The 26073-nt window shown below is 72.7% G+C and carries 22 protein-coding genes; 5 read left to right on the top strand and 17 right to left on the bottom strand.

The genetic code is table 11. The features are described 5' to 3' along the window. Positions 1–118: 118 nt before the first annotated feature. Positions 119–1402, bottom strand: coding sequence for an adenylosuccinate synthase (locus ACWCXX_RS10115; protein ID WP_451125877.1), 1284 nt, complete (start codon positions 1400–1402; stop codon positions 119–121). Between the two features lie 186 nt (positions 1403–1588). Here ACWCXX_RS10115 and ACWCXX_RS10110 point away from each other — a divergent pair, with 186 nt between their 5' ends. Next, positions 1589–2452 carry a diacylglycerol kinase gene (locus ACWCXX_RS10110; RefSeq protein WP_451125876.1) on the top strand — a complete coding sequence of 288 codons (864 nt, stop codon included), beginning with the start codon at positions 1589–1591 and terminating at the stop codon, positions 2450–2452. A 375-nt stretch (positions 2453–2827) separates the two neighbouring features. Next, positions 2828–3514 (top strand): hypothetical protein, encoded by a 687-nt coding sequence (locus ACWCXX_RS10105; RefSeq protein WP_451125875.1) that lies wholly within the window; start codon positions 2828–2830, stop codon positions 3512–3514. A 21-nt stretch (positions 3515–3535) separates the two neighbouring features. Here the strand turns inward: ACWCXX_RS10105 and ACWCXX_RS10100 are convergent, their stop codons facing one another. Further along, entirely contained in the window at positions 3536–4066 is a 531-nt protein-coding gene (locus ACWCXX_RS10100; RefSeq protein ID WP_451125874.1) for a GbsR/MarR family transcriptional regulator, read from the bottom strand. A 100-nt stretch (positions 4067–4166) separates the two neighbouring features. Here ACWCXX_RS10100 and ACWCXX_RS10095 point away from each other — a divergent pair, with 100 nt between their 5' ends. Then, the gene (locus tag ACWCXX_RS10095) at positions 4167–5090 is read left to right on the top strand and encodes an ABC transporter ATP-binding protein (protein ID WP_451125873.1); all 924 of its coding nucleotides are present in this window, start codon (positions 4167–4169) and stop codon (positions 5088–5090) included. Continuing rightward, positions 5087–6721: an ABC transporter permease gene (locus ACWCXX_RS10090; RefSeq protein WP_451125872.1), complete on the top strand. Its 1635-nt coding sequence runs from the start codon at positions 5087–5089 to the stop codon at positions 6719–6721. The genes ACWCXX_RS10095 and ACWCXX_RS10090 overlap by 4 nt, the downstream gene beginning before the upstream one ends. 89 nt (positions 6722–6810) lie before the next feature. On the opposite strand, the gene ACWCXX_RS10085 is transcribed toward ACWCXX_RS10090, so the two are convergent. The 15 genes from ACWCXX_RS10085 to ACWCXX_RS10015 all read right to left on the bottom strand — a co-directional run bounded on the left by ACWCXX_RS10085 (position 6811) and on the right by ACWCXX_RS10015 (position 23700). Continuing rightward, entirely contained in the window at positions 6811–8040 is a 1230-nt protein-coding gene (locus ACWCXX_RS10085; RefSeq protein ID WP_451125871.1) for a cytochrome P450, read from the bottom strand. Between the two features lie 81 nt (positions 8041–8121). Next, the gene (locus ACWCXX_RS10080) at positions 8122–8826 is read right to left on the bottom strand and encodes a response regulator (RefSeq protein ID WP_451125870.1); all 705 of its coding nucleotides are present in this window, start codon (positions 8824–8826) and stop codon (positions 8122–8124) included. Further along, positions 8823–10286, bottom strand: coding sequence for a histidine kinase (locus ACWCXX_RS10075; protein ID WP_451126025.1), 1464 nt, complete (start codon positions 10284–10286; stop codon positions 8823–8825). The genes ACWCXX_RS10080 and ACWCXX_RS10075 overlap by 4 nt, the downstream gene beginning before the upstream one ends. A gap of 235 nt (positions 10287–10521) precedes the next feature. Then, positions 10522–11400, bottom strand: a complete 879-nt coding sequence (locus ACWCXX_RS10070) for an alpha/beta hydrolase (protein WP_451125869.1) — start codon at positions 11398–11400, stop codon at positions 10522–10524. Positions 11401–11655: 255 nt separating this feature from the next. Next, complete coding sequence (kynU, locus tag ACWCXX_RS10065) at positions 11656–12876, bottom strand: kynureninase (RefSeq protein ID WP_451125868.1); 1221 nt, start codon at positions 12874–12876, stop codon at positions 11656–11658. Then, positions 12869–13717, bottom strand: a complete 849-nt coding sequence (locus ACWCXX_RS10060; RefSeq protein WP_451125867.1) for a tryptophan 2,3-dioxygenase family protein — start codon at positions 13715–13717, stop codon at positions 12869–12871. Before ACWCXX_RS10060 ends, kynU begins: the two co-directional genes overlap by 8 nt. A 281-nt stretch (positions 13718–13998) precedes the next feature. Beyond that, positions 13999–14412, bottom strand: coding sequence for a DUF3151 domain-containing protein (locus ACWCXX_RS10055; protein WP_451125866.1), 414 nt, complete (start codon positions 14410–14412; stop codon positions 13999–14001). 114 nt (positions 14413–14526) lie between these two features. Further along, positions 14527–16080, bottom strand: coding sequence for an MFS transporter (locus ACWCXX_RS10050; RefSeq protein WP_451125865.1), 1554 nt, complete (start codon positions 16078–16080; stop codon positions 14527–14529). Between the two features lie 150 nt (positions 16081–16230). Then, the gene (locus ACWCXX_RS10045) at positions 16231–17421 is read right to left on the bottom strand and encodes a MalY/PatB family protein (RefSeq protein WP_451125864.1); all 1191 of its coding nucleotides are present in this window, start codon (positions 17419–17421) and stop codon (positions 16231–16233) included. A 147-nt stretch (positions 17422–17568) separates the two neighbouring features. Then, positions 17569–18591 (bottom strand): class II fructose-bisphosphate aldolase, encoded by a 1023-nt coding sequence (gene fbaA / locus ACWCXX_RS10040; protein ID WP_451125863.1) that lies wholly within the window; start codon positions 18589–18591, stop codon positions 17569–17571. Between the two features lie 224 nt (positions 18592–18815). Next, entirely contained in the window at positions 18816–19355 is a 540-nt protein-coding gene (gene pyrE, locus ACWCXX_RS10035) for an orotate phosphoribosyltransferase (RefSeq protein ID WP_136326594.1), read from the bottom strand. Between the two features lie 113 nt (positions 19356–19468). After that, complete coding sequence (locus tag ACWCXX_RS10030) at positions 19469–20269, bottom strand: aldose epimerase family protein (protein WP_451125862.1); 801 nt, start codon at positions 20267–20269, stop codon at positions 19469–19471. Between the two features lie 25 nt (positions 20270–20294). Further along, positions 20295–21410: an SRPBCC domain-containing protein gene (locus ACWCXX_RS10025; RefSeq protein ID WP_451125861.1), complete on the bottom strand. Its 1116-nt coding sequence runs from the start codon at positions 21408–21410 to the stop codon at positions 20295–20297. Between the two features lie 86 nt (positions 21411–21496). Next, entirely contained in the window at positions 21497–23095 is a 1599-nt protein-coding gene (locus ACWCXX_RS10020; protein ID WP_451125860.1) for a polyamine aminopropyltransferase, read from the bottom strand. An 83-nt stretch (positions 23096–23178) separates the two neighbouring features. Further along, positions 23179–23700: a DUF2617 family protein gene (locus tag ACWCXX_RS10015; RefSeq protein ID WP_451125859.1), complete on the bottom strand. Its 522-nt coding sequence runs from the start codon at positions 23698–23700 to the stop codon at positions 23179–23181. Positions 23701–24697: 997 nt separating this feature from the next. On the opposite strand from ACWCXX_RS10015, the gene ACWCXX_RS10010 reads away from it, so the two are divergent. Then, complete coding sequence (locus tag ACWCXX_RS10010) at positions 24698–25873, top strand: pyridoxal phosphate-dependent aminotransferase (protein ID WP_451125858.1); 1176 nt, start codon at positions 24698–24700, stop codon at positions 25871–25873. Positions 25874–26073 lie beyond the last annotated feature (200 nt).

Below are 26073 nucleotides of genomic sequence, written 5' to 3'. Positions count from 1 at the left end.
TGGCTCCTTCATGGCGGACAGACTAGTCACACCATCCGGCCCGCGTATGCGGGTGCGCGGCGGCGGTCGACACGTGGCGTCCGGTCGGCCACCGCCGCGCAGCTCCCGGCGGGAGTCCCTAGAGGAAGGAGTTGATCTCGATGGTCTCGGTGCGGCCGGGGCCGACGCCGATCGCCGAGATCGGGGCGCCGGACATGTCCTCCAGCGCCTTCACGTACGCCTGCGCGTTCTTCGGCAGGTCACCGAAGGTCTTGGCCTTCGTGATGTCCTCGGACCAGCCCGGCAGCATCTCGTAGACCGGCTTCGCGTGGTGGAAGTCGGTCTGGCTGTACGGGAGTTCCTCGACGCGCTTGCCGTCGATCTCGTACGCGACGCACACCGGGATCTGCTCCCAGCCGGTCAGCACGTCCAGCTTGGTGAGGAAGAAGTCGGTGAGACCGTTGACCCGGGTCGCGTACCGCGCGATCACCGCGTCGAACCAGCCGCAGCGGCGGTCGCGGCCGGTGGTGACACCGCGCTCGCCGCCGATCCGGCGCAGCGCCTCGCCGTCCTCGTCGAACAGCTCCGTCGGGAACGGACCGGCGCCGACGCGGGTGGTGTACGCCTTGAGGATGCCGATGACCCGGGTGATCTTCGTCGGACCCACACCGGCACCGGTGCAGGCACCGCCCGCGGTCGGGTTCGAGGAGGTGACGAAGGGGTACGTGCCGTGGTCCACGTCGAGCAGCGTGCCCTGTCCGCCCTCGAAGAGGACGACCTTGCCCTCATCGATGGCGTTGTTCAGGACGAGCGTCGTGTCGGCGACGTACGGCTTGATCTGCTCCGCGTACTGGAGCATCTCCTCGACGATCTTGCCGGGCTCGATCGCCCGCCGGTTGAAGGCCTTGGCCAGGAGCTGGTTCTTCTGCTCCAGGGCCGCCTCGACCTTCTGCGCCAGGATCGACTCGTCGTAGAGGTCCTGGACGCGGATGCCCACGCGGTTGATCTTGTCGGCGTACGTCGGACCGATGCCACGACCGGTCGTACCGATCTTGCGCTTCCCGAGGAACCGTTCCGTCACCTTGTCGACGGTGACGTTGTACGGGGTGATCAAATGGGCGTTACCGCTGATCAGCAGCTTGGACGTGTCCACGCCGCGCTCGTTCAGCCCACTCAGCTCGGAGAGCAGGACGGCCGGGTCGACGACGACACCGTTTCCGATGACCGGGGTACATCCCGGCGAAAGGATTCCGGAGGGGAGGAGATGCAGTGCGTACTTCTGGTCGCCGACGACCACCGTGTGGCCGGCGTTGTTGCCGCCCTGGTAACGCACCACATAGTCCACGGATCCACCGAGGAGGTCGGTGGCCTTTCCCTTGCCCTCGTCACCCCACTGAGCACCGAGCAGCACAAGTGCGGGCACAGGCGTACACCCCTTCCGGGCGGGGCATGTCCAAGGTCAGGGGGCGTACGTAAACGCCGTACATGCCGTACGACGATGTACGACAAGGCCTGAACCGTCGAACCGGGTGCCCCGGAATAGACGAAGCCCCTGGCGCAATAGCGCAAGGGGCTCTTGCACCAAGATGCTACCCGAGGAAGGACCGAGGTGTCGGCTGCCCAGCCCCCCGGCGACGGTGCGCACCAGCTGCTGGTGGTCATCGACCCGGTCGCCCGCCGGACCGACGGCGAGTCCGTCCGTATCGCGAAGGACGTGCTGAGCGCCGGTTCGCACGCCAAGATCTGCCTGCCGGACGGGCCCGAGGAATTCGCGCGGGCCCTGTCCCGCCGGGGCAGTCGGCGGCCGGTGGTGGTCGGCGACGACCGGGCGCTGCGGCGGGCGGTGGCCCTGCTGCACCGGGAGCGGGAACCGGCCGGGAACGCCCTCTCGCTGATCCCGGTCGGCGCCGCGACCGCGCTGGAACTCGCCCATTCGCTCGGCGTGCCCCGGGGCGCGGTGGCGGCGGCGCGCACCGCGCTGGACGGTGCCGTGCGCAGGCTCGACCTGCTGGTCGACGACAGCGACGGCGTGGTCCTGGGCGCACTGCACATCCCGGCCCTGGGCGCGTTGCCCGGCGCGGTGGTGGCCCGTACGGGAGCCACGGCGGTCTGGGACACCTGCCGTTCCCTGGTCCGCACCCTGGTGCGCCCCGCCCCACCGGCACCCGCCGGGCCGCCACCGCCCACGCACCGGCTGCGGATCGAGGCCGACGGCGTCCTGCTGAACGATCTGGACCGTCCGGTGGAATCGGTGACCGTGACCTCGCGGGGCTGTGCGGGCGGCCTCGCCGAGGTGGTGATCCGCCCTCCGGCCGCCGCCCCGGTGACGACGGAGGCGAAGGCGGTCACGGTCTCGGGCGTGGACTTCCGCTACCGGGCGGACACACAGATCGGCGGCCCGGTCCGGACGAGGACCTGGACGGTACGGCCGGGGGCCTGGGGCCTGATGCTGCCGGCCACGGCCGAGGGATAGCCTCCGGGCACGGGACGGGACCGAAGGGCGGGGCCGGGGATGCCGGACGATTCGAGCGACACGGGGAGACCCGGGGCGGGCACTGGCGCGGGACCGGGTCCGGGTCCGGATTCGGCCGTTGGGGCAGGTTCCGACGAGAGGACCGACCCGGGTTCGGCCGTTGGGGCGGGATCGGACGAGGGGACTGGTCCGGATTCGCCTGTTGGGGCGGGATCGGACGAGAGGCCCGGCCCGGATTCTGCTGTTGGAGCGGATTCGGCTGCGGAGGTCGTCCCGGACTCGGGCGCGGTATCCGGCTCGGGCGGGGCGGTATCCGGGCCGGGCGGGGCGGTATCCGGGCCGGGGACGGTTCGGGCGGCGCCGGTCGCGCCGGAGTTGCCGGGGACGGGGCCGGCGGCGCCGACAGCACTGGATCTGCCGGGGACGGCGCACGCGCTGGAGCGGTACCGGAAATCGGCCCGGCGCTGGGCGGTGGCCGGGGCGGCGGGGCTGTTGCTGTGGCCGCTCCTCGCCGGGTTCGCCGGCGGGTTCTTCCTGTCCTCGCTTCCGACGATCGGCCCACTCGGTGCGGTTTCGCTGCTGGCCGGGGGCGTGGTGCGGCTCCGGGCCCGACGGATGCGCCGTCTGCTGGGCACGCGGCCGTGGACGGCCCGCGCCTCGGTCGTCCTGCCGCGCGGGACGACCGGTGCCGTCGTGGTGCTGGGCGGCCCCGCACCGGGTGAACTGCTGCCGCTGACGCCGTTCACCACACCATCACGGTTCGCCCTGCTCAACGACCCCGCCGGGGTGCTGTGGTGGTGCGGCGACGCGCGCACCGGAGGAGTGCTGGCCCCACCGGGCGGCACGGAACTGGTCTGGGCGGGTCCGGTACGCGGCCCTCGGGCCCGTTCCGTGGTGACCCGTCCGCAGGTCGACGCCCTCCGCACCCGCCCGGCCCCGCATCCGCCGCAGTCCCCGAGGGGCGGCGCCGTCACGGGGGAACCGGCGGCGTGGACACGGGGCGCCGCTCCCGGTGGCGCGGGCCCTTCCGCCGGCCACCGGTCGCCCCGGGCCGCCTCCTGACGGCGCTCGCCGCCCGCGCGGTCAGGCGTGGGCGTGTCCGTCGCGGGCCGGGAGGCGGAGCGTCTTGCGGTGCTCGTGCCAGCGGCCCATCATCTCGCTCAGCTCCGCCTGTATGAACTCGAAGAACGCCACCGTCTCGGCGAGGCGGGCACCGGCCGGGGTGTCCTCGCCCAGGATGCGGACGCCTTCCTTGAGGGTGCTCTCCCAGCGGGTCAGCACCCGGTCGCGGTGAGCGAAGGTGGTGTACCAGACCTCGTCGTGCAGGCGGTAACGGTCGCGGCGCGAGCCCGGCTCGCGCTCGCGGCCGACCATGCTGACCTGCGTGAGGTAGTTGATCGCGCCGGACACGGCCGCCGGGCTGATCTGCAGCGCCACGGCGAGCTCGGCGGAGGTCATGGAACCGTCGTCGTCCGCGAGGAGGGCGGCGAACACCCGGGACGCCATCCGCTGCATCCCGGCCTCGGTCATCTCGGACGCGAACCGCTCCACGAACCGCGACACGGCCTCCGCGTCACGCCCGGAGCGCACGTCCTGCTCGGTTTCGCTGGTCATGGTCCGATCGTCTCCCCTGGTTTCCCGGCCTCCCCCGTGTCTCCAACTTTATACGCTTCCTTAACTTCACAAATTTGTGAAAGTAGCGTACGTTCAAAACATGACGAAGGCAATCACGGTGGCCGGGCTGCACAAGTCGTTCGGTCGGACACACGCGCTGGACGGCCTCGACCTCACGGTCGGGACCGGCGAGGTCCACGGCTTCCTCGGACCCAACGGATCGGGGAAGTCCACCACCATCCGGGTGCTGCTGGGCCTGCTGCGGGCCGACTCCGGCAGCGCCCGGCTCCTCGGCCGCGACCCGTGGGCCGACGCGGTCGAGCTGCACCGGAGAGTGGCGTACGTCCCGGGTGACGTCACGCTGTGGCGCAACCTCTCCGGCGGCGAGGTCATCGATCTGTACGGGCGGCTGCGCGGCGGCCTCGACCGGGCCCGGCGCGCCGACCTCGTCGACCGGTTCGAGCTGGACCCGACCAAGAAGGGGCGGACGTACTCCAAGGGAAACCGGCAGAAGGTCGCCCTCGTCGCCGCGTTCGCCTCCGACGTGGACCTGCTGATCCTGGACGAGCCGACCAGCGGCCTCGATCCCCTGATGGAAGAGGTCTTCCAGGACTGCGTCGCCGAGGAGCGGGCGCGCGGGCGGACGATCCTGTTGTCCAGTCACATCCTCAGCGAGGTCGAGTCGCTCTGCGACCGGGTGAGCATCATCCGGCAGGGGCGGACGGTGGAGTCGGGTTCGCTGGCGGACATGCGCCACCTGACGCGTACGAACATCAGCGCCGAGCTGGCCGGTGCGCCGGACGGGCTCGCGCAGCTGCCCGGTGTCCACGACCTCGAAGTCCAGGGCCTGCGGGTCACGCTCCAGGTCGACACGGACAAGCTGGACGCCGTCCTCAGATCGCTCTCCGCCTCGGGGGTGCGGACGCTGACCAGCACCCCGCCCACCCTGGAGGAGCTTTTCCTCCGCCACTACGCGACGGACCCGGCCCGCAGCGACGAAGGTGCGGGGGTGGGGGCGCGATGACTGCCGTGACGACAACCGCCCCGGCCGGCACCCGGCGCCGGTCCCGGGCCGGGACCGGGCAGCTCGCCGGCACGGGGGCGCTGCTGCGGCTCGCCCTGCGCCGCGACCGGATCATCATGCCGATCTGGGTGCTCGTGCTCGGCGGTTCCTTCTCGTCCGTCGGGAAGTCCCTCGCCTCGCTGTACGACACCGCCGACCGACGCGCCGAGCTCGCCGCGTCGATGAACGGCAACAGCTCGCTGCGGGCGATGTACGGGCCGGTCTTCGACGACTCCGTGGGCGGGCTCGTCAGCTGGCGAATGGTCGCCTTCGGTGCCGCGTTGGCGGCCGTGATGAGCCTGATCGTCGTCGTCCGGCACACCCGGGAGGAAGAGGAGACCGGCCGCCAGGAGATGCTCTCCTCCGCGATGGTGGGGCGCCGCGCCCCGCTGACCGCCGCGCTCCTCGCCGCGGTGATCGCCAACACGGCGCTAGCCCTGGTGATCGTGGCGGGCATGGCCGGGTCCGGTGCGGGCGGCGCGGGGGCGGTGGCGCTGGCCCTGGCGGTCGCCGGGGTGGGGGTGCTGTTCGCCTGCACCGCCGCGATCGCCGCGCAGTTCACCGAGAGCGCGCGGCTCGCCAAGGGACTCACGGCGGCGGTGATCGGTGCCGCGTTCGTACTGAAGGCGGCGGGCGACTCGGCGACGGACGACGGCTCGTCCGTGCTGACCTGGCTCTCCCCCATCGGCTGGGCGGAGAACGTGCGCGCCTACGCGGACGAGCGCTGGTGGGTGCTGCTCGTCGTCGCGGCGGCGGTCGCGGTCCAGGCCGCCGCCGCGTACGCCCTGGCCGGGCGGCGCGATGTCGGCATGAGCTTCCTGGCGACCCGGCCGGGCCCCGCGCAGGGGCGGATCTCCACGGCGTTCGGTCTCGCGCTGCGGCTCCAGCGCGGTGCGCTGATCGGGTGGACGCTGTCCTTCGCCGCGGTCGGGGTCGTCTTCGGCGGGCTGACCGGCGGGGCGGCCGATCTCGTCGGGGACAACGAGAAGACGAGAGAGATCTTCGAGCGGATGGGCGGGCAGGCCGGTCTGACCGACGCGTTCCTCGCCGCGATGGTCTCGGTGCTGGGGGTGGTCGCGGCGCTGTACATCGTCGCGTCGGCGCTGAGAGCGCACGGCGAGGAGACCGCGGGCCGCGCCGAACCGGTGCTGGCGGCCGGGGTGAGCCGGATCCGGTGGGCGGCCGGGCATCTGGTCATCGCGTTCGGCGGCGCGACCCTGCTCATGGCGGCCGGTGGCCTCGGCCTGGCCGCCGGTTACGGACACGAGCTGCCGGCCGTGCTGGGTGCGGCGCTGGTCCAGCTCCCGGCGATCTGGTTGCTGGGCGGGGTGACGGTCCTGCTGTACGGGGCGTTCCCGAAGGCCGCGACGGCGGCCTGGGGCGTGGCCGGGATCTGCCTGGCGCTGGGATGGCTCGGCCCCGCCATCGATGTTCCGCAGGCGGTGATGAACGTATCGCCGTTCACGCACCTGCCGAAGCTGCCGGGGGGCACGGGAATGGAGTGGGGCCCGGTGCTCGCGCTCACGGCCGTCGCGGTGGTGCTGGCCGGGGCCGGTCTGGGGGCACTGCGCCGACGCGATGTGCTGAGCTGAGGCCCGAGGGGGAGCGGGGTCCGGAGGGGCCGGAGGGGCCCGGGGGAAGGCGGGTCCCTCACGGCTTCACGGCGTTCGCCCCTCCCCCGTCACAGCTCCACGCGGAGTTCCTTCAGGCCCCTGATCACGTAGCCCGGGTTCCACTCCGGTTCGGCCACCAGCCGCATGTTCGGGGCGCGGCGCAGCAGCTCTCCGAAGGAGGCGGCGAGTTCGACGCGGGCCAGCGGGGCTCCCAGACAGAAGTGGATGCCCGCGCCGAAGGTGATGTGCGGGTTCTCCCCCCGGGCCAGGTCCAGGGTGTCCGGGTCGGTGAAGCGGGCCGGGTCGCGGTTCGCGGAACCGAAGAGCAGGGCGACCTCCGAGCCGCGCGGAATGACCGTGCCGTCGATCTCGATGTCGTCGAGGACCCAGCGTTCGAACATCTGCAGAGGGGTGTCGTACCGCATCAGCTCCTCGATCGCCGTCGGCAGCAGCCCGTGGTCGGCGCGCAGGGCGGCCAGCTGCTCGGGGTGGCGCAGCAGCGTCCACCAGCCGTTCACCGTGGTGTTGACGGTCGCCTCGTGGCCGGCGTTCAGCAGGAGCACGCAGGTGGAGATCATCTCCTGCTCGCTCAGCCGCTCCCCCTCGTCGTGGGCGGCGATGAGTGCGGAGATCAGGTCCGTACCGGGGTTCTTGCGCCGTTCCTCGATCAGTTCGCGCAGATACGCGGAGAAGTCGAGCGAGGCGCGGACGGCGGCCCGTGCGGTCTCCTCGGAGGGGTTCAGTTCGAACATGCCGCAGATCGCCGCGGACCAGGGCCGCAGCGGGGCCCGGTCGGACTCCGGGATGCCGAGCATCTCGGCGATGACGGCCACGGGCAGCGGTTCGGCGACGGCCGCGAGCAGGTCGCCCCCGCCCGCCTCGACGAAGGAGTCGACCAGTTCGGCGGCCAGTCGCCGCACGGTCGGGACGAGCTGCTCGACCGTGCGCGGGGTGAACGCCTTGGAGACCAGGCGCCGGATACGGGTGTGGTCGGGGGCCTCCAGGTCGAGGATCCCCTGCCCGTTGAGGGTGTGGAACGGCTCGTGCTCGGCGGGCGGCGGGGTGCGGCCGAACTCCTCGTGGGTGAAGCGGTGCAGATACGTGCGGCCCAGCCGACGATCGCGCAGCAGCGCGGACACATCGGCGTAGTGCGGTACGAGCCACTGGTCGGTCGGCTCGAAATAGTGCACCCGGCCGGCGGCCCGCAGCGCGGCGTAGGCGGGGTACGGGTCGGCCACGAAGGCCGGGGACCAGGGGTCGAAGCGGGCATCGGCCGCAGAAGGGAAAGACGGGTGCATGGTCGGACGCTAACCGGCCCCGGCGCCTGCCGACCACCCACCCGTACCGGTTGAAACCAGGATGAACGCCCTGTTCCGGTTTCAGGAGGGTGTGACCAGGCGGGCCTCGTACGCGAAGACGGCCGCCTGGGTGCGGTCACGCAGGCCCAGTTTCACCAGGATGCGGCTGACGTGCGTCTTGATGGTGGACTCGGCGACCACCAGGTGCGAGGCGATCTCGGCGTTGGACCGGCCCTGCGCGATGAGCACCAGTACTTCCGTCTCGCGCTCGGTGAGGTCGCCGATCCGGGCGAGGGCAGGCGGGCGCGGGCTCTCCGCGATCTTCGAGAACTCGTTGATCAGCCGCTTGGTGACGGTCGGGGCGAGCAGCGCCTCGCCCGCGGCCACCACCCGTACCCCGTCGGCGAGCTGGCGGGCGGAGGCGTCCTTGAGGAGGAAGCCGGACGCCCCGGCGCGCAGTGCCTGGTACACGTACTCGTCGAGGTCGAAGGTGGTCAGCACCAGCACCTTGGCGTCCGCGTCGGCGGCCACGATCTCGCGGGTGGCCTCGATGCCGTTGAGTTCCGGCATGCGGATGTCCATCAGGACCACGTCGGGGCGCAGGGCCGCGACCTGCGCGATGGCCTGCCGGCCGTCGACGGCCTCGCCGACGACCTCGATCCCCGGCATGGCGTTGAGCAGCACCGAGAAGCCCTCGCGGACCATCATCTGGTCGTCGACGATCAGCACCCGGATGGGCGGGGCGGCGGCGGAGGCACTGGTGGCGGAGGTGATGGCAGTGCTCATGCTCGTTCCGCCCGGTCCGCAGTTCCCGCCTGACCCGCCGTTTCTGGGTGTCCGGCCTGCCCCTCCGGTCCGGTCTGCCCCTCCGGTCCCGCCTGTTCCGGTCGTTCCACCCGGTCCGCTGGTCCCGCCTGTTCCGGTCGTTCCACCCGGTCCGCTGGTCCCGCCTGTTCCATGGGTTCCGTCTTCCCGGGCTTCCCGAAATCGACCCCGCGCGTCCCGTCCTGCTCCCGCTCCCCGGGGTCGGCGGCCTGCACGGGGATGAACGCGGTGATCTCGTAACCGCCCTCCGCCGTGGCCTCGGCCGTCATGGCACCGTCCAGCATCGCGACTCGCTCCCGCATCCCCGTGATGCCGTGACCGGCGCCCGGCGAGGGCTTCACCGGACCGGTCGGCGGCCCGTTGACGACCCGCAGGCCGAGTCCGCCCAGCACGTAGCTGATCTCCACCCCGGCGGTGGCGCCCGGTGCGTGCCGCAGCGTGTTGCTGAGGGCTTCCTGAATGATCCGGTACGCCGACAGCTCGACGCCCTGCGGCAGTTCCCGTACCGCACCGGTCACCGTCTTCTCCGTCTCCAGGCCCGCCTCGCGCACATTGGCGAGGAGTCCGTCGAGCTGGGCGAGGGTGGGCTGCGGGGCCTCCGGGGCCTGCTGGTCCTCGGCCCGTACGACGCCGAGGACCCGACGCAGCTCGGTGAGGGCGGCGACGGCGTTCTCCCGGATCGTGACGAACGCCTGCTCCAGCTCGGGCGGCGGGTTCTCCACCCGGTAGGGGGCGGCCTCGGCCTGGATCGCGACGACCGACATGTGGTGCGCGACCACGTCGTGCAGCTCGCGGGCGATGGTGGTGCGCTCCTCCAGCAGCGTGCGCCGGTCGCGTTCGACGGCGGTCACGGTGCGCTGCACGGTCACCTCGTGTTCGGCGTCGCGGCGGATCTGCACCATGGCGACCACGAGCAGGGCGAGCGCGGAGACCACGGCCATGCCCACGGTGCTCGTCGCGGCATGCCAGGAGAGGTTCTCCATGAACATGCCGAGGAGCACGGTGAGGACCCACATCCAAGCGGCGGTGCGGGGCCGGGTCCTGGCCGCGACGACGACCAGCACGACCAGGTGCGCGAAGAACGTGCTCGCCCCCCACGGCCACCCGTGATCGCCGAGCACCGCGGTCACCAGGGTGGTCGCGAGCGACAACCAGAACGCGCCGACCGGCCTGACCAGCGTCATCGCGACGCAGATGGCCGGGACCACCGCGATCACCTCGGCGAGGGGGTAGCTCGACTCGACGACCCCCAGCAGGAAGGTGAGGACCGCGGCCAGCAGCACCACCGCGTGCAGCGTCCATATGGCACGCGGCCGTATCCGCTCCGGAAGCAGGCGGACCATCGGCCCGTCGATCCGCAGCGGCGGCAGCGGGCGGTAGGCGAACGCATCGTGGAAAAGGGCCTGCCGGAGGCCGTTCATCGCCCCCGCGGCCATCCGGAACTCCGGGCTTCTGCTCTTGGTCTCGGTCACGCTTCCACGGTAGGGGGCGGGCCCGGAGCCGGTCGTCAGCAGTGATACGGATCCTGAGCCGTCCGTCGCAAGTACTACGGCCCCCCTCCGCACCACCGTCTCCCACCGCCCAGGCCCTCACCGACGCCCACCCGCACGGCCCGGCCCAGCGGTGGGCATGCCCCGGTCTTCTGCCCCGGTCTTCTCACCAGGCCAGTTGTGCGAGCTCCTCCGCCACGACCGCGCACGCGTCCGCCGCCGGGTCGATGAGGGGGAAGTGGCCGATGTCGGAGAGCAGGGTCAGTCCCACCGTCTCGCCCGCCTTCGCCGCCGCGTCGACGAACGCCTCCGCGACCGCCTGCGGCACCTCCAGGTCGGTGGTGCCCTGCACCACGGTGGTCGCGATGCCGGTGGGCAGCAGCACGGCCGGGTCGGCGAGCGGCGCCCGCTCCCCGTGGTCCTCCTCGCGGCCCAGCAGCTGGCCGACCGCCCCGGAGCACACGTTCAGCTCCACGGCGGTGGCGAAGTCGGCGATCGGCGCGAGGGCCACGACGCCCCGCAGCGGCGGCGGCTCGGGCAGCCGCCACGGCGAACCCTCGGGCAGTACGTGGCGGGCGGCGGCCCACAGGGCCAGTTGCCCGCCGGCGGAGTGCCCGGTGAGGACGATCCGCCTGCTGTCGGCCTCCGGGAGTTCCCGGGGCAGCAGTTCGGGCAGCGCGTCCAGCGCGGCGGCGACGTCGTCGAAGGTCTCCGGCCAGCGGCCCGCGACCGGGCCGCCGTCCTCCCGCTGCCGCGGGGGTTCGCCGCCGCGCCGGTACTCGACACTGGCCACGGCGAACCCGCGCCGGGCCAGGAAGTCCGCGAACGGCGACACGTGCTGCCGGTCGTACGGCGCCCGCCACGCCCCGCCGTGCAGGACGACCACGACCGGCGCCCCGGCCCGGCCGTCGCGCGGGGCGTAGAAGTCGATCAGCTGGTCGGGGTGGTCCCCGTAGGCGGCGGAGGAGTCGGGGGCGACGGGTGGATGCGAGAAGGCCGACTCGATCTCGGCTGCGTCCCGATCACGCGCGGCAGAATCCGACATGCTGCTTCAACCGTCCGTCCTGTACTTGAGCCCGAACTTGAGCTCGACTGGCCTGATCTGCGGGGACGGTACCAGCACGGCCGAGGCCCGTCCCGGCCGAGGAGTCACGGCGAAAACAGCGCCGTAAGCCGGGTCGGTTCCGGCTCGGGGGCGGAGTGAGGTCGAGGCCGGGCCGGGGCCCGGGAGCACGGCACTCCCGAGCGGACCCCGGGGCCCGAACGCCCCGGTCCCGGTCCCGGCCCCGACCCCCTGGCCTCAGCCCCGTTCCGCCAGTACCTCGCCCAGTACTCGCGCCGCCTTCTCCGCGTCCGCGAACCCGACGTACAGCGGTGTGAACCCGAAGCGCAGTACGTCCGGACGCCGCAGGTCACCCACGACGCCGCGCGCGATGAGCTCGCTCATCACCGGCTCCGCGTCCGCGCACCGCAGCGCGACCTGGCTGCCGCGCTCGGCGTGCGCGGCCGGGGTGACCGAGGTGACCCGGTCCTCCCCGGGCACGTACGCGGCGACGCACTCCAGGAAGAAGTCCGTCAGCGCCAGGGACTTGGCCCGCACCTCGTCGATCGCCACCCCGTCCCACACGTCCAGCGCCGCTTCGAGCGCCAGCATGGACAGGATGTCGGGGGTGCCGACCCGGCCCCGTACGGCGCCGTCGGCGGGGGTGTAGCCGGGGGTCATGCCGAACGGGTCGGCGTGCGACGTCCAGCCGGGCAGCGGCGAGTCGAAGGCCCGCTGGTGGCGTTCGGCGACGTACAGGTAGGCGGGCGCCCCCGGGCCGCCGTTCAGGTACTTGTACGTGCAGCCGACCGCCAGGTCCACGCCGTGCTCGTCGAGGCCGACCGGCAGCGCGCCCGCGCTGTGGCACAGGTCCCAGACGGCGACGGCGCCCGCCGCGTGCACGGCGGCGGTGAGTCCGGGCAGGTCGTGGAGCCTGCCGGTGCGGTAGTCGACGTGGTTGAGCAGGACGGCCGCGGTACGGGGGCCCAGCGCACCGGGCACCTCGGCGGGGACGACCGGGACGAGCCGGTGGCCGGTCATCCGGGCCGCGGACGCGGCGATGTACCCGTCCGTCGGGAACGTCGTCGCGTCGACGAGGATCTCGTCGCGCCCCTCCGGCGCCAGCCGGGTCGCGGCGACGACGGCCTTGAAGACGTTCACGCTGGTGGAGTCGCCGACGACGACCTGTCCGGCGGCGGCCCCGACCAGCGGGGCGATCCGGTCGCCGATCCGTTCCGGCGCGGTCCACCAGCCGCTCTCGTCCCAGGACCGGATGCGCAGCTCGCCCCACTCGCGGGCGAGGACCTCCTGCATCCGGGCGGGCACGTGCGCGGGCAGCGCACCGAGCGAGTTGCCGTCGAGGTAGACGGTGTCGTCGAGGGCGAACAGTTTCCGCAGACCGGCGAGCGGGTCGGCGGCGTCGAGTGCCGCGGCGCGCGCGGCAAGGGTCCCGGACATGACGGTGAAGGTCTCAGACATGGCTGCGCGCCGTCCACAGCTCGGGGAAGACGCTCTTCGTGGCCCGCTTCTCCAGCCAGGCGACCCCGGCGGAACCACCGGTGCCGGTCTTCGAGCCCATCGCGCGCCGGGTGGCGACGAGGTGGTCGTTGCGCCAGCGCCAGACCAGCTCGCCGACGTCGGTGAGCGCCTCGCCGAGGCGGACCAGGTCCTCGTGCCGGTCGGGGTCGGCGTATATCTCCGCCCAGACGGCCTCGACCTCGGGGGACGGCTCGTACTTCTGCGTCAGGTCCCGGCCGAGCACGGACTGCGGCACGGCGTAGCCGCGCCGGGCGAGCAGGGCGAGCGTCTCGTCGTACAGCCCCGGCTCGGCGAGCGCCTTCTCCAGCTCGGCGTGGACGCGGGGCGCGCCCCGGTGCGGCACGAGCATGGACGCGGACTTGTCGCCGAGCAGGAACTCCATCCGCCGGTACATCGCCGACTGGAAGCCGGAACCCTCGCCGAGGGCGGACCGGTAGGAGTTGAACTGGGCGGGGGTGAGCTGGGCGAGCGGGATCCAGGAGGCGTTGAGCGCCTCCAGTTCGCGCACCGAGCGCTTGAGCGCGTCGCGTGCGACGGTCAGCCGGTCCTCACGCAGGGCGTGTGCGGCGGTCTCCCACTCGTGGACGATGACGGTGAACCACAGCTCCATGACCTGGGTGGTGACCAGGAAGACCATCTCGCCCGGATCGTCGGAGCGAGGGTGCTGGAGGTGGGTCAGGACGTCCGCCTGGACGTAGTCCTCGTACGGGGTCGTTCCCGCGAAGTCGAGGTGCGGGGTCTGCGCACCGGTGGCTTCGGGGTCGGGGTGAATCGTCGACATTTCTGTCTCCTCGACACAAGCTTCCGGGTAGCGGTCCGCCCCTTCCGTGAGGTGGTGGAGCTCCGGTCCCCTGCCCGCATACTAAACGGCCCCCGAAGAACGCGCGGACCCCGCGGACGCGCCGCCTCCGGGAGGCACGTCGCGGGGTCCGGACCGTCCGCATACGCACTGGTACGTCCTGCGGATACGTCGGGCCTACGAGCACGCCGGGACCACGAGCACTCCGTCCGCGGAGAAGACCCGTGGAGGAGGGCCGTACGGTCCCGGCCGGGCGGGCTCGGCTAGCCGAGGGTCTCGGCGGCGGTCGGCGAGGAGTCGCGCAGGAACGTCGAGCAGCGCTCGTACTCGTCCTGCTCGCCGATCTCCCGGGCGGCCCGCGCCAGGGCGTGCAGGGCGCGCAGGAAGCCGCGGTTCGGCTCGTGCTCGAACGGCACGGGGCCGTGGCCCTTCCAGCCGGCCCTGCGCAGCGCGTCGAGGCCGCGGTGGTAGCCGGTGCGGGCGTAGGCGTACGACTCGATGACGCGCCCGCCTTCGAACGCCTCGTCGGCGAGCTGTGCCCAGGCCAGGGAGGAGGTCGGGTACTTCGCGGCGACGTCGGCGGGGGCCGTGCCGTTCGCGAGCAGCTCGCGCGGCTCCGGGTCGTCGGGCAGGTGGGTCGGGGGCGGGCCCCCGAGCAGGTTCTCGTGGATCGACATGGGTTCAAGTGTGCCTGGCACAGGTGCACCGGGGGTAGCCGGGCGGCGTGCCCGAGCGCCCCCGCGCCGGGGCGGAAACGGTACACAGGCCGCGGCTCGGACGCACCGGCCGGTTCACCCCCCGTCCCGCCCCTTGCGCTCCTCGTGCCCCTCGCGCTCCCCGTGCCCCTCCTGCTCGGGTTCCAGCGGCGGGGCGGTGACGCCGCAGTGCACCGCGCACTCGGGCCGGGCGTGCTCCTCCTCGTCGGCCGGGGCCGGCGCCCCGCGCACCGTCGTCCAGGCGATCACCGCGCCCAGCACGAGCAGTCCGGCGCACATCGGCATGGCCCGGCGGAAGGTCGCGGCGAACTCGTCGGCGTCCCGGTACGCCTCCGGGCCCATGCCGGTGAGCAGCGGCAACGCGGCCACCGCGAGCAGTCCGGCGGCGCGGGCCGCCGCGTTGTTGATCCCGCTGGCGAGACCGGCCCGTGCGGTGTCCACGGAGGCCAGGACCGTCGCGGTGAGCGGCGCGACCAGGGTGACGAGTCCGACGCCGAGCAGGGTGACCGCGGGGAGCACGTCGGTGAGGTAGCCGAACACGGAGGCCGACCCCGGCCCGACCCGGGTCATCAGCAGCATTCCGGCGGCGGCGACCAGCGGGCCGACGGTGAGCGGGAGCCGGGGCCCGATGCGCCGGCCCAGCTCTCCCGAGGCGGCCGAGAAGAGCAACATCAGCACGGTCGTCGGCAGCAGCGCCGTGCCCGCGCCGAGGGCCGAGTACCCGGCGGCCACCTGGAGCTGGATCGCGGAGAGGAAGAAGAACCCGCCCAGTGCCGCGTACACACAGAGGGTGATGACGTTGACGGTGGTGAACTGCCGGGACGCGAACACCGAGAACGGCAGCATCGGCGCCTCCCGCCCGCGTTCCACCCGCACGAACACCACCCCGAGCAGGACCCCGCCGACGGCCGCCCCGACCACCGCGCCGGACGCCCCCTGCCCCGGCGCCTCGATCAGCGCGTACGTCACCAGGGCGAGGGCGAGCGCACCGAGCACCGCCCCGAGCACGTCGAAGCGCCCGTGGGCGTGCGGGTCCCGTGATTCCGGTACGTGGCGCAGCGCCACCGGCACGCAGACCACGGCGAGCGGCACGTTGAGCAGGAACACCCAGCGCCAGCCGGGTCCGTCGACGAGCCAGCCGCCGACGAACGGTCCGACGGCCGCCCCGACCCCGCCGAACCCCGACCACAGGCCGACCGCGCGGGCCCGGTCGTCGGGGTGGAAAGTCGCCTGGATCAGGGCCAGCGAACCGGGAGTGAGCAGGGCTCCGCCGATGCCCTGGAGGGCGCGGGACGCGATCAGGACTGCGGCGTTCGGCGCGATCCCGCAGAGCACGGACGCGGTGGCGAACCAGACGACCCCGACGACGAACACCCGCCGCCTTCCGTACCGGTCGCCGAGGGCGCCGCCGAGGAGGATCAGCCCGGCGAGGGTCAGCATGTAGGCGTTGACGGTCCACTGGAGGGCTGCCAGGCCGGTGCCGAGGTCCTCGCCGATGCGGGGCAGGGCGACGTTGATGACGGTGGAGTCCAGCATGGCCATGCTGGACCCGAGAACGGTGGTGAGGACGACCCGGCGTCCGGTGGCGGAGGCGACCCGGACGGCTCCTGTCCCTGCTGCGTCGGGCATACGAGCAGCATCGCCGCTCCACGCCGGGAGAGCCATCGGGAGACCGGCATCCGCGGGGCGCTCGGGGCACGGACGCCCCAGGCACCCGAGAGACAGCCACCCAACGGGCCCCGGGATCGGGCCGCCCCGCTCCCGGGGCCGCCCCTGCCGTCACCCCGCCCCGGGCGCGCTCTCCCGTACCTGTCGGATGCCGCGGATCAGCGCGTCCACCCCGGCCTCCGCCTTGGACCGCGGGCAGCCCACGTTCAGCCGCACGAAGCCCTCCGCCCCGTACACCCCGCCCGGCATCACCGCGACCTTCTCCCGCTCGATCAGCACCCGCTGCAACGCCTCGTCCCCGTCGATGCCCGCGGGTCGCAGATCGATCCACGCCAGGTAACCGGCCTGCGGCGGCTCCCAGCCCAGCTCCGGGAACGCCTCGTTCAGCCGCCGCGCGATCATCGCCAGGTTCCCGGCGGTGTAGGCGCGGGCCGCGTCCAGCCACGCCCCGCCCTCCCGGTACGCGGCGATGTGCGCGGTCAGCGACAGCACCGCCGGGGAGGCGAGCCCCTCGGCCGTCTCCATCCGGCGCAGGTACTCCGCCCGGTCGGCGGCATCGCCGATCAGCCCGTACGAACCGGTCAGCGCCGGGAAGTTGAACGCCTTCGACGCGGAGGTGACCAGCGCCCAGCGGCCCTCGCCCGCGACCCTCGTCCACGGCACGTGCACATGCCCCTCGTGCACGAAGTCCGCGTGGATCTCGTCGCTGATCACCGCGACCCCGTACCGCGCGGCGAGCGACGCCGTCTCGCCCAGCTCGGCCTCGGTCCACACCCGGCCCGTCGGGTTGTGCGGCGAGCACAGGACCAGGACCTTGCTGTCGGGGCGGGCCAGTTCGCGTTCCAGCGCGGCCCGGTCCCCCACCGGCACGCCCCGCAGCTCCCGCCCGAGCCCGGTGACCGCCTTGCGGAAACCGTCGTACGTGGGGGTGTGGACGACCACGCCGTCCCCCTCGGCCGTCCACATCTGGAGCAGCTGCGAAAGCTGACTGAGCACGGAGGGCCCGTACACCAGCAGCCCGGTGTCCACCTCCGTCCCGTGGCGCGTCGCGTACCAGTGGGCTATCGCCGAGCGGAAGTCGCCCAGCCGCCAGTCCGTGTAGCCGAACACCCCGTGGTCGAGGCGAGCCCGCAGCGCGTCCAGCACCTCCGGGGCGGTCTCGAAGTCCATGTCGGAGATGGTGAAGGGCAGCAGCCCGTCCACCCCGAAACGGTCCGCGACCCCGTCCCACTGGACGCACCAGGTGCCCCTGCGGTCGACGACGGCGTCGAAGTCATGGTCATGGCGCGCACCGGAACTCACAGCACTCCCTCACACACTCTCTCGGAAACACGGCCCCGGGATCGCCGGAGCCCCGGACCCACCTTCTCGGAAACACACCGCGGGCCCGGTACCCCGAGGGGATACCGGGCCCGCGGCCACGCTCGGTACCAGTCGTACCGGCCGTGCCTACTTCAGCCGGGTGCCGGTGGAACGCAGGTTGGCGCAGGCCTCCGTGACGCGCTTGGCCATGCCCGCCTCGGCGGACTTGCCCCAGCTGCGCGGGTCGTAGACCTTCTTGTTGCCGACCTCGCCGTCGACCTTCAGCACGCCGTCGTAGTTGCGGAACACGTGGTCCACGATCGGGCGGGTGAAGGCGTACTGGGTGTCGGTGTCGAGGTTCATCTTCACGACGCCGTTCTCCAGCGCGGTGGCGATCTCCTGCTCGGTGGAGCCGGAACCGCCGTGGAAGACGAAGTCGAAGGGGGACGCCTTGCCGTACTCGGCGGCGACGCCCTCCTGGAGGTCCTTCAGCAGCTCGGGGCGGAGCACGACGTTGCCCGGCTTGTAGACGCCGTGGACGTTGCCGAAGGAGGCGGCCAGCAGGTAGCGGCCCTTCTCGCCCAGGCCGAGCGCCTCGGCGGTGCGCAGCGCGTCGTCGACGGTGGTGTACAGCTCGTCGTTGATCTCGTGCGAGACGCCGTCCTCCTCGCCGCCGGTCGGGGTGATCTCGACCTCAAGGATGATCTTGGCGGCGGCGGCCTTGGCCAGCAGCTCCTGGCCGATGGCCAGGTTGTCGGTGAGGGTCTCGGCCGAGCCGTCCCACATGTGGGACTGGAACAGCGGGTTCTCGCCCCGGGCGACGCGCTCGGCGGAGATGTCGAGCAGCGGACGCACGTAGCCGTCCAGCTTGTCCTTCGGGCAGTGGTCGGTGTGCAGCGCGACCGAGATGCCGTACTTGGCGGCGACGATGTGCGCGAACTCGGCCAGGGCGACGGCGCCCGTGACCATGTCCTTGTTGTACTGGCCGCCCAGGAATTCCGCACCGCCGGTGGAGATCTGGACGATGCCGTCGCTCTCCGCCTCCGCGAAGCCGCGCAGTGCGGCGTGCAGGGTCTGGGTCGACGTCACGTTGATGGCCGGGTAGGCGAACTTCCCTGCCTTCGCCCGGTCGAGCATCTCGGCGTAGACCTCGGGGGTTGCGATGGGCATGTGTCCGCTCCTTGGGATATGCGGGTGTGCGTGCTGGTTCCCTGACCTGGGGGCGACATCATCGTCGCCCCCATCTTCCCAGACTCTCGCCGCGGCTCCACCCGACCCGTCGCCCGACTGCCCCCCGGCAAGCGGGCGACGGGCGCCCGGCGGGCATGCGAAAGAGGTGGGCAGTTTCACGTGAAACCGCCCACCCCCGAAAAAGCCGCAGGTCAGACCATACGTCAGGCGAGATCGAGGTCGGCCACCGAGTAGACGTGGACATACGGAAGACCCGCCTCGGCGATGGCCGGGGCCGCGCCCCGCTCCACGATCACGGCAACGGCGACGACCTCACCGCCGGCCTCGCGCACCGCCTCGACGGCGGTCAGCGGCGAACCGCCGGTGGTCGAGGTGTCCTCGACCACCAGACAGCGGCGGCCCTTCACGTCCGTGCCCTCGATGCGGCGCTGCATCCCGTGCGCCTTCTGGGCCTTGCGGACGACGAACGCGTCCAGCTCCTGCCCGCGCGCGGCGGAGGCGTGCAGCATCGACGTGGCGACCGGGTCGGCCCCCAGCGTCAGCCCGCCCACGCAGTCGTAGTCCAGCTCGGCGGTGGCGTCGAGCATGACCTGACCGACCATCGGAGCGGCCTTGCCGTCCAGCGTGATGCGGCGCAGGTCGATGTACCAGTCGGCCTCAAGACCCGAGGAGAGGGTCACCTTGCCGTGTACCACGGCCTTGTCCTTGATCTGCTGGAGCAGCTCAGCACGTACGTCAGTCATGGCTACGAGCTTAAGCCGCCCGTATCGCCCCCCACGCCCACCGCTGCGCCGGCCCGAGGGGCGCCGTGCCGGGTCCGCAGCCGTTGCGCCGGGCCGACGGGTGCCGTGCCGGGTCAGAGTTTGCGCCAGCTCCAGGTCGTCGCGATCTCCAGCGGGTCGATCGGGTTGACGTAGCGGGGCGCGGTGTTCAGCCCGTTCGGCGGCCCGGACTGCGGTTCCACGCAGACCGCCTCGTCCTGCTCGTCGTAGATCACGACCCACTCGGACCGGCTCTTCACGGTCAGTTCCAGTTGCTCCGGCCAGGTGAGCGTCACCTCGACACCGTCCGGCATCCCGAAGCAGTCGTCCCACGGGCCGGGCAGGGGCGGGATGCGGCGGCCGGTCGGCAGGTGGTCGTCGCCCCGCTCCTCCTGCCACTCCGCGTCGAAGCTCAGCCGCACGTCCTCGCCCCCGTCGCCGAGGTTGCGCAGGAACCAGGGGTGCCAGCCGGCCTGTGCCGGGAACGAGTCCCCGTACGTCTCGATGCCGAAGGCGAGCGTCAGGGAGTCCTCGGCCAGCTCGAAGGTCTGGGTCACCCGGCCCGGGTACGGCCAGGGGTCGACGAGGTCGTAGTAGAACGAGGCGTCCCGCTCGCCGACCCGGGCGGTGCGCCAGGCGGTGTCCCGGCCGGTGCCGTGGATGGCGTGCGGCGGGGAGTTCAGCGGCAGCCGGTGCGGGACGTCGCCGTTGCGGAACAGTCCGTACCCCGTGCGTCCGCACCACGGCACCATCGGGAAGCAGCCGTACCGCTCCCCCTGCCGCAGCAGCTCGGTGCCGCCGATGCGCAGGCTGTCGATACGACAGCCGTTGGCGGGATTCACGGTCAACTCTGCGTCGCCGACGGACAGCCGGACGTCCTTCTCGCTGCTACTCACCCGCCCGACATTACTGGCGCGGCGGCTACCTCCGCCGCCTCAGCGCACGGCCGACCACCACGGCGGACGCCAGCGCGAGCGCGGCGGCCGGGGCGAGCCAGCGGAGCGTGGCGCCCGTGGTGGTCGAATCGGGTGAGGGCACGGGGGCGTACCGGCCGCGCGGCGGCGCGTGGTCGACCTCCTCGGCGCTGCGGCCGATCATGGTGCGCCTGGCGTGCGCGGCCTCCGCCGGGAGGTCCTCGGGTTCGGCGAACTCCTCCTCCGCGTCGGGATCGAGCGAGGGCGGGGGAACGGGCGCGTCGAAGACGGAACCGGTGCCCGGGGGATTGCCCACGTCACCGGCGTCCCCGGCACTTCCGTCGCTGTCAGGACTTCCGGCACTCCCGGGACTCCCGGGGCCCCCGGCCGAGGTGGCTTCGTCCGAGGTGGCGTCGTACGGGGGCGGGACGTCGTCGTCGGCCTCGGGGGCGATGTCCCGGGCGAGACCCGCACCGGTCGTGTCGGCCTCCTCGGCCCCCTCCTCGATGGCCTGCTCCACGGCCTCGCCGACGGCCCGCTCGGCCTCCCCGAGCGCCTCGTGCCGCGTATCGCCGGGCGTCCCGGCCTCGGGCGTCCCGGCCTCGGGCGCCTCTGCGCCGTCCGTCCCCGACTCCGGCTCCGACTCCCCGAGGCCGGACCCGGATGCCAGCGTTTCCGTCACGAGCTGCTGGGCGAAGCGGTCCAGCAGCCGGCGGCCCGCCGCGAGCGCCGCCGCCGCGTCCAGGTCCAGGAGCCTGCCGTCACCGCTCACCGTTCCCGTGAAGCCGATCGCCGTGCCGCCGTCCCGCTCGGTCAAGCCGATCGTCAGGGTCAGCTTCGCCGAGCCGCTGCCCCTGGCCTCGGCGCCCTCACCCGTCACCAGGACCGCGGCCCCGCGCGAACCCTCCGGGCCGCCGTGCTGCGGTGCGTCGGCGAATCTCAGGGTGCCGCGGTACGTGATCGTGTGGCCGTCGACCCGGACCTTGAGCCGGCCGGACAACGGGCCCACGGACGCCTCGGCGTCCTGCTGCAGCCCCGGCACGCAACGTGCGACGCGGGCGGGGTCGCCCAGCGTCCGCCGGAGGGACGGGACCGGAACCGGAACGAACACCTCATGCTCCATGGAAACCGAGCCTACTCAGCCCCGGCCGTCGCGTCAGCGGTTCCGCCCCCGCGGAACCCCCGCCGCCCCGCCCCTCGCGCCCGCCCTCATCGGTCCTCCCAGTACCTCGGGTGCACCAGCGTCGACGGCGGCAGGCCCGAAAGCCGTGAACCCTCCACCTCCCGCCCCGCGCTCGTCAGCGCCCACGCCGTCAACGAGCGCAGCTCCGGCGCCGCCGGGGCGAGGCCCAGCCCGGGTGTGCGCCCCGGCCCGGCGAGGACGAAGCCCCAGTCGCACGCGGCCCGGTCCCGACGGGTGGCCCGGTCGGGACCGGACGCGAAATCGGAGAGCCGGCCCCTGATCCGGTACGGGCGGGTGTGCAGACCCGCCTCCCGCATCGACGCCTCCACCGTCCAGTACGTACGCGGCCGGGACCCCGCCGGGCCGCCGTGCACCACCACCCGGCCACCGGGCGCGAGGACCTCCTCGACCAGGCCGTAGAACTCCGCCGAGTACAGCTTCGTGCTGGCGGAGATCACCGGATCGGGCAGATCGGAGATCACCACGTCGTAGCTGTCGCGCACCGCCCGCAGCCAGGTGAAGGCGTCGGCGGTGACGACGGTGAGCCGCGGATCGCGGTACGCGTGGTCGTTCAGCTCCGAGAGCGCCCGGTCGGTCCTGGCCAAGCGGGTGACGCCGGAGTCGAGCTCGACCAGGGTGACGCCGCGCACGTCCGGGTAGCGCAGCACCTCCCGGGCGGCGAGGCCGTCGCCCCCGCCCAGGATCAGGACCCGGGCGCGCGGCCCGTTCATCGCCGGGTGGACCAGCGCCTCGTGGTAGCGGTGCTCGTCGCGCGCGCTGACCCGCAACCGCCCGTCCAGGTACAGATGCAGGGAGTCGCGGCCCGACCCCGTCAGCACGACCTCCTGCACCTCGGTCTGCATCGCGACCCGCACCCCGTCCCCGTACACCGCGCGCCGCGCCGCCCGTTCGAAGTCGTCGACCAGCACGGTGGCGACGGCCAGGACGGCGATCACCGCCACGTCGACCGCGACCAGCAGCAGCCGGGAGCGCGGGGTGAGGTCCCGCCGGAACACCCACAGCACCAGCGCCCCGCCCGCCGCCGCGTTGATCGCGCCGGTGAGCAGCGCCCCGGTCAGCTGCCCCAGCACCGGCAGCAGCAGAAAGGGGAAGGCGAGCCCGCCGACCAGCGCGCCCACGTAGTCGGCGGCGAACAGGTCCGCCACGGCGCCGCCCACGTCCTGCCGGTCGACGCGCTGGATCAGGGTCATCAGCAGCGGGATCTCCGCGCCGATCAGGACGCCGATCGTGAACGAGAAACCGACCAGGGCCGGCCGCGACTCCCCGAACCAGGCGAACGAGGCGTACAGCACGAGCGCCGAGGAACCGCCGATGAGCGCGAGAGCCGTCTCGATCAGCCCGAACCCCACCGCGGCATGACTGCGCAAACGTTTCGCGAGAAGCGAGCCGACCCCCATCGCGAACACCATCACGGAAAGCACGATGGACGCCTGGGTGACGGAATCACCGATCAGATAGGAGGCGAGCGCCACCAGTTCGAGCTCGTACACCAGACCGCAGGCGGCGCAGATGAAGACGGCGGACAGCACGAGATACCGACCGGTCCTCGGTCGCACGGGAAGACGCGCCGCGCCCCCTCGCAGCGAAACCTGCTGGTCGATCATGATGCGAACGCTACGTCACGAAAGCGTGGCAGCCTGTCACCCACAAGGGTGCAAGTGGCGTACTCCCAAGGAGTTGGGACGTTTCAGAGCGCCGCGGCGGGCTTCCGCGCGCCCATCCTGGTGCGTGTCACCACCAGCTGCCCCTCCTGGGGGTACGCGTGCCAGGTGCGCCACCGCACCTGGCCCTCCGTCCGCTGGGCGAGCATGGCGGTGAAGGCGTGCGGGCTGCCGGGGAACGTACCGGCGAGACCGTGGGGATGGTCGGCCACCAGCGCGAGGAGTTCCTGCGCGCGCCCCGCGAACGAGCCCTCCGAGAGCGTCTCGACGCGCGCCGCGAATTCGTACTCCCAATCGCCGAGCCGTTTGGACACACCGAGCGGCAGCGGCGTTCTGCTGCCGGGGAGGCACGCCACGGTTTCGGAACAGGTGCCGCTGTCCTCTTCCAGAAGTACCTGGTGGGAGGCGCCGAGCAGGCGCATCTGCAGCCTGGCGCCCGCGAGTTCGAGGTCGAGCACCGCCAGGGCCGGGAGCGGTTCACGCCCCAGCGCCCATGCCAGGTCGGCAGCACGGGTGTCGGAGTAGGCCGTCTGGAGGGTCGTGAGCATGGGTCGGCTCCGCAAGCAAGCAAGGACGCATGGACAGGGGGCGCCCCGGCGCGATGAACGCGGGAGGTTATAGCGCCCCATCAGGTCCAACTGGGGTCCGAGGGCTGGATGTTCTCTCAAACGAGGGAATCACGGATAAGCCGCATCCACAGCATTTTTACCCAACTTGCCGTGATTTCCCTCCCCCCGGGGTTCCTTCGGATACGTGTTCACCTGCGATTCGCGAGGCCCCCAACAAAAAGGTGCCCGGCGGGAGTTCACCCGCCGGACACCTGCCGCACACCGGACGTCGGCGCGCACCGGCCGCGCGGAGCCGGACCGTCCGGCTCCGTCGCCCGGCCCTGACGTCGACCTGCTGGCGTCAACCTTCCGGCGTCAACTACCTGAATGCCTTGGGCTTCTGGGGTTGACGCCACCTCCGTACCAGCCGCACCGGAGGCCACACCGGACACACCGACCGCGCGGGCCACACCGACTGCCGTACCGAACGCCGTACCGACCGCCTCCGCGGAAGGGACCGGTCAGCTGCCTCCGCCACAGCCGCCGCCACCGCCACAGGACGAGCCGCCGCCGCACGAGGAGTGGCCCCCGCCGCACGAGTGCCCGCCGGAGTGCCCGCTGCTTCCGCAGGACGAGCCGCCCCCGCTGTCACCCCCGGCCCACCAGCTGTTCCCGCTCGACCCCCGCCGCTTGTTGCGTCCCCGGGTCCCCGTGCTCCGCCCCCGCGGCCCCGGCAGGCTCACCGCCTTCGGCTTCTTCCTCCCCTTCACCAGGATCACGACGATCGTCGCGACCACGGCGCCCCCCACGACCCATCCGACCGGACCTCCGAAGTCCTGCACCGACCTCACGTCCTTCCTTCCCCCGAAGCGAGGTCCCCCCGCTTCCGCGCGCTCGCGCGCCTTCTTCGTTTCCTGCGTGACCGGGGAATTCCCCCGCCCCCGAACGGCCAAAGCAGACTTGAGCAACTCCAGAGCTTGCCCGCAGGATGGCCGCCATGACACAGGGACGACCGCTGCTCAACCGCCGCCTCGCGGAGTTCGGTACGACAATCTTCGCGGAGATGTCGGCGCTCGCCGTACGGACCGGTTCCATCAACCTCGGCCAGGGCTTCCCCGACACCGACGGCCCGGAGGAGGTCCGGGAGGCCGCGGTCCGGGCCCTGCGCGACGGGCGGGGCAACCAGTACCCGCCGGGCCCCGGCGTTCCCGAGCTGCGCACCGCGATCGCCGACCACCAGCAGCGGCGCTACGGCCTGGCCCACGACCCCGACACCGAGGTCCTGGTCACCGCCGGGGCCACCGAGGCCATCGCCGCCTCCCTGCTGGCCCTGCTGGAACCCGGCGACGAGGTCATCGCCCTGGAGCCGTACTACGACTCGTACGCCGCCTGCATCGCCATGGCGGGCGGCCAGCGCGTTCCCGTAACCCTCCGCCCCGACGCGGCCACCGGCACCTACCGGCTCGACCTCGACGAACTGCGCGCCGCCGTCACCTCCCGCACCCGGCTGATCCTGCTCAACACCCCGCACAACCCCACCGGCACCGTCCTCACCCGCGAGGAACTCGGCGCGATCGCCGCACTCGCCTGCGAGCGCGACCTCCTCGTCGTCACCGACGAGGTCTACGAGCACCTCGTCTTCGAGGGCGAGCACCTCCCGCTCGCCGGCTTCCCCGGCATGCGCGGGCGGACCGTCACCATCGGCTCGGCCGGCAAGACGTACTCGTTCACCGGCTGGAAGGTCGGCTGGATCACCGCGAGCCCCGAGCTGGTGAGCGCGGTCCGCTCGGCGAAGCAGTTCCTGACGTACGTGTCGGCCGGCCCGTTCCAGTACGCGGTGGCCGAGGCCCTGCGCCTGCCCGACAGCTACTACGACACGCTGCGCGCCGGTCTGCGCGCCGGGCGGGACCTGCTGAGCAACGGGCTCGCCGAGGCGGGTTTCGAGGTGTACCGCCCGGCCGGGACGTACTTCGTCACCACCGACATCCGCCCGCTCGGCGAGAGCGACGGCTTCGCCTTCTGCCGGGCGCTGCCCGAGCGGTGCGGGGTCGTCGCCATCCCGAACGCGGTCTTCTACGACCACCGGGAGCAGGGGGCGCCGTTCGTACGGTTCGCCTTCTGCAAGCGCACGGACGTGCTGACCGAGGCGGTCGCCCGGCTGAAGCGGCTGTAGCGGACCGGCGGCGGGACGGCCGGTGCGCCGACCGCCCGAAGCGCCCCCGGACCGGCGCCCGCGGGACGACCGCCGTTCCGGGAACGGAAGAGCCCGGCCCGGGGCGCGGGTGCGGGGCGGGTGTGTCACGGTCGCGCGGCCCCGGGCCGGCCGGGGGGGGCGGGGGGGGCGGCGGGGGCGGGGGGGGCCGGGTCCGGAAC

This window comes from Streptomyces sp. NPDC001732, from assembly GCF_053596315.1.
Note: the sequence above shows the minus strand (reverse complement) of the source record. Positions and strands in the feature narration are given on the sequence as shown.

What these genes read in the sequence shown, in the direction of transcription:
- ACWCXX_RS10100 (WP_451125874.1), bottom strand. Translation starts at nt 4,066, where the DNA reads ATGACCAGCGAAACCGAGCAGGACGTGCGCTCCGGGCGTGACGCGGAG.
- ACWCXX_RS10095 (WP_451125873.1), top strand. Translation starts at nt 4,167, where the DNA reads ATGACGAAGGCAATCACGGTGGCCGGGCTGCACAAGTCGTTCGGTCGG.
- ACWCXX_RS10090 (WP_451125872.1), top strand. Translation starts at nt 5,087, where the DNA reads ATGACTGCCGTGACGACAACCGCCCCGGCCGGCACCCGGCGCCGGTCC.
- ACWCXX_RS10085 (WP_451125871.1), bottom strand. Translation starts at nt 8,040, where the DNA reads ATGCACCCGTCTTTCCCTTCTGCGGCCGATGCCCGCTTCGACCCCTGG.
- ACWCXX_RS10080 (WP_451125870.1), bottom strand. Translation starts at nt 8,826, where the DNA reads ATGAGCACTGCCATCACCTCCGCCACCAGTGCCTCCGCCGCCGCCCCG.
- ACWCXX_RS10075 (WP_451126025.1), bottom strand. Translation starts at nt 10,286, where the DNA reads ATGAACGGCCTCCGGCAGGCCCTTTTCCACGATGCGTTCGCCTACCGC.
- ACWCXX_RS10070 (WP_451125869.1), bottom strand. Translation starts at nt 11,400, where the DNA reads ATGTCGGATTCTGCCGCGCGTGATCGGGACGCAGCCGAGATCGAGTCG.
- kynU (WP_451125868.1), bottom strand. Translation starts at nt 12,876, where the DNA reads ATGTCTGAGACCTTCACCGTCATGTCCGGGACCCTTGCCGCGCGCGCC.
- ACWCXX_RS10060 (WP_451125867.1), bottom strand. Translation starts at nt 13,717, where the DNA reads ATGTCGACGATTCACCCCGACCCCGAAGCCACCGGTGCGCAGACCCCG.
- ACWCXX_RS10055 (WP_451125866.1), bottom strand. Translation starts at nt 14,412, where the DNA reads ATGTCGATCCACGAGAACCTGCTCGGGGGCCCGCCCCCGACCCACCTG.
- ACWCXX_RS10050 (WP_451125865.1), bottom strand. Translation starts at nt 16,080, where the DNA reads ATGCCCGACGCAGCAGGGACAGGAGCCGTCCGGGTCGCCTCCGCCACC.
- fbaA (WP_451125863.1), bottom strand. Translation starts at nt 18,591, where the DNA reads ATGCCCATCGCAACCCCCGAGGTCTACGCCGAGATGCTCGACCGGGCG.
- pyrE (WP_136326594.1), bottom strand. Translation starts at nt 19,355, where the DNA reads ATGACTGACGTACGTGCTGAGCTGCTCCAGCAGATCAAGGACAAGGCC.
- ACWCXX_RS10025 (WP_451125861.1), bottom strand. Translation starts at nt 21,410, where the DNA reads ATGGAGCATGAGGTGTTCGTTCCGGTTCCGGTCCCGTCCCTCCGGCGG.
- ACWCXX_RS10020 (WP_451125860.1), bottom strand. Translation starts at nt 23,095, where the DNA reads ATGATCGACCAGCAGGTTTCGCTGCGAGGGGGCGCGGCGCGTCTTCCC.
- ACWCXX_RS10015 (WP_451125859.1), bottom strand. Translation starts at nt 23,700, where the DNA reads ATGCTCACGACCCTCCAGACGGCCTACTCCGACACCCGTGCTGCCGAC.
- ACWCXX_RS10010 (WP_451125858.1), top strand. Translation starts at nt 24,698, where the DNA reads ATGACACAGGGACGACCGCTGCTCAACCGCCGCCTCGCGGAGTTCGGT.